The following is a 2766-nucleotide window of genomic DNA, read 5'->3' as shown; positions in this document are numbered from 1 at the left end:
CTGCTCACCTCGAGGTAGTGGTCCACCACGTGGTCGGCGATCGCGTGCATCACCGCGTAGGGGCCCAGCCGCATCTGCTCGGGATCGCAATCCATCCGCTTGCGCACCTCGGACAGGCCGCCGTGCTCGCCGTGGCGGACGGTGACCACGAAATCCCTCCCGACGAAAACCATGATCTCGCCGGTCTCGACGATCTCGCGGGCCAGCACCACCGATTCGTGGGGGACGTAGTTGACGGTCTTGAGGACCAGGAACAGGGTGTCGTCGTAGCGCTCCACCTTGGGCCGCTGATGGGCGCACACCGCATCTTCCACCGCCAGCGGGTGCAGGCCGAACACGTCGGCCACTTCCTGCATCTCGGACTGGCTGGGTTCGCGCAGTCCGACCCAGACGAATCCCTCCTGACCCTGCGTTTCGATCTCGCGCACCTTATCGAGTGCGTCCGCGTAACCGAGCTTGCCGGGCAATCGCTGGCCGTCGGCGTAGACGGCGCAGTCGACCAGCGTCTGGGTGGGCGGCTTCGGGCCCGGGACCGCCTTCGGTTGCGGTTCATGCGCGAGGGGCCGAAGCGCTTCGGGCAATGCGTCGAATCCCTGGAACACAGCCACCTCCCACCAAGCGCAGGTCCGATCAGGCGGTGCTCCATGCTACGCGTCCCGGCTGTTCAAAGCGCGACGATCAGGTGTCGGGAAAGCCCTGGTAGCGGACCGGAGATCGGCGGCCGAGCGCAGTGCGCTAGTTTCGAGCCGAAACCTCGAATCTGCACGAACTTCTCCACAAGGAGTAAATCGACGTGAGCGCAAGTCCTCTCAAGGTCGCTGTCACCGGCGCCGCCGGCCAGATCGGCTACAGCCTGTTGTTCCGCCTGGCGAGTGGCTCGTTGCTGGGCCCCGACCGCCCGATCGAGCTGCGGCTCCTTGAGATCGAGCCCGCGCTCAAGGCGCTCGAGGGCGTCGTGATGGAACTCGACGACTGCGCGTTCCCGCTGCTGTCCGGCGTGGAGATCGGCGCCGACGCCAACAAGATCTTCGACGGCGTCAACCTGGCGCTGCTGGTGGGCGCCCGGCCGCGCGGCCCGGGCATGGAGCGCAGCGACCTGCTGGAGGCCAACGGCGCGATCTTCACCGCGCAGGGCAAGGCGCTCAATTCCGTCGCCGCCGACGACGTCCGCATCGGCGTCACCGGCAACCCGGCCAACACCAACGCGCTGATCGCGCTGAGCAACGCCCCCGACATCCCCAAGGAGCGGTTCTCCGCGCTGACCCGCCTGGACCACAACCGGGCGATCTCGCAGCTGGCCAAGAAGACCGGCGCCGCGGTGACCGACATCAAGAAGGTGACCATCTGGGGCAACCACTCGGCCACCCAGTATCCCGACATCTTCCACGCCGAGGTCGGTGGCAAGAACGCGGCCGAGGTGGTCAACGACCAGAACTGGATCGAGAACGACTTCATCCCGACCGTCGCCAAGCGCGGCGCGGCGATCATCGACGCGCGCGGCGCCTCCTCGGCGGCCTCGGCGGCTTCGGCGACCGTGGACGCCGCCCGGTCCTGGCTGCTGGGCAGCCCGGAAGGGGACTGGGTCTCGATGGCGGTCTACTCCGACGGCTCCTACGACGTGCCCGAGGGGATCGTGTCGTCGTTCCCGGTGACCACCAAGGACGGCAACTGGTCGATTGTGCAGGGGCTGGAGATCGACGAGTTCTCCCGCGGCCGCATCGACAAGACCACCGCCGAGCTGGTCGACGAGCGCAGCGCCGTCACCGAGCTCAAGCTGATTTAGCCGCGATCGCGGCCGCGGCGGGCCGACGTTGCGACCCACATCACCAATTAGGCCTACTAATGGGTAGTCAGTACCCTGAAGCGCGTGTCCGAATTGCTTGAATCGATACAGACGCATGCCGAGCAGGGCGTGATCACCGATGCGGAGATCTTCGAGGCACACGTCGGCGGCAAGCTTTCGGTAGGCCTGACGTCGCCCCTGGACACCCAGCGCGCCCTCTCGATCGCCTACACGCCCGGTGTGGCGCAGGTCAGCCGCGCGATCGCCGCCGACCACACTCAGGCGGCCCGCTACACGTGGGCGAACCGGCTGGTGGCCGTGGTCAGCGACGGCAGCGCGGTGCTGGGCCTCGGTGACATCGGCCCCGCGGCGTCGCTGCCGGTGATGGAAGGCAAGTGCGCCCTGTTCCAGGCGTACGGCGGGCTGAACGCCATCCCGATCGTGCTGGACACCAAGGATCCCGACGAGATCGTGGAAACCCTGGTGCGGCTGCGCCCGACCTTCGGCGCCGTCAACCTCGAGGACATCTCCGCGCCGCGCTGCTTCGACATCGAGCGTCGCCTCATCGAGGCGCTGGACTGCCCGGTGATGCACGACGACCAGCACGGCACCGCGATCGTGGTGCTGGCCGCGCTGATGGGCGCCAGCAAGCTGCTCGGCCGCGACATGACCTCGCTGAAGGTGGCGGTCTCCGGGGCCGGTGCGGCCGGCGTCGCGTGCACCAATCTCCTGATGGTGATGGGTGTTTCGGACATCACCGTGCTCGACTCGCGCGGCATCCTGCACACCGGTCGCGACGACATGAACGACGTCAAGGTGGCGCTGGCGCAGCGCACCAACCCCGCCGGCCTGACCGGCAGCCTGGCCGAAGCCGTCCGGGGCGCCGACGTGTTCCTCGGATTGTCCGGGGGCGTGGTGCCCGAGGAGATGATCGCCACCATGGCGCCGGGCGGGATCGTGTTCGCGCTGTCCAACCCCGACCC

Annotated in this window: 3 protein-coding genes; 2 read left to right on the top strand and 1 reads right to left on the bottom strand. The window is 67.9% G+C overall.

Features of this window, described 5'->3' with window-relative positions; genetic code table 11:
* On the bottom strand, nt 1–602 hold a 602-nt coding region (locus A5646_RS14255; protein WP_304441741.1), incomplete at its 3' end, for a CorA family divalent cation transporter.
* A gap of 191 nt (nt 603–793) precedes the next feature.
* On the opposite strand from A5646_RS14255, the gene A5646_RS14250 reads away from it, so the two are divergent.
* Both A5646_RS14250 and A5646_RS14245 read left to right on the top strand, forming a co-directional pair.
* Nucleotides 794–1783, top strand: a complete 990-nt coding sequence (locus A5646_RS14250; RefSeq protein ID WP_066880315.1) for a malate dehydrogenase — start codon at nt 794–796, stop codon at nt 1781–1783.
* A gap of 84 nt (nt 1784–1867) precedes the next feature.
* A partial coding sequence (locus tag A5646_RS14245; RefSeq protein WP_067022197.1) for an NADP-dependent malic enzyme occupies nt 1868–2766 on the top strand: 899 nt, incomplete at its 3' end.

The sequence above is a fragment of the Mycobacterium sp. 1245499.0 genome (genome assembly GCF_001673615.1).
Classification (GTDB): Bacteria; Actinomycetota; Actinomycetes; order Mycobacteriales; family Mycobacteriaceae; genus Mycobacterium; species Mycobacterium europaeum_A.
The sequence above is the reverse complement of the archived record's forward strand: the minus strand, read 5'-3'. Positions and strand labels throughout refer to the sequence as shown.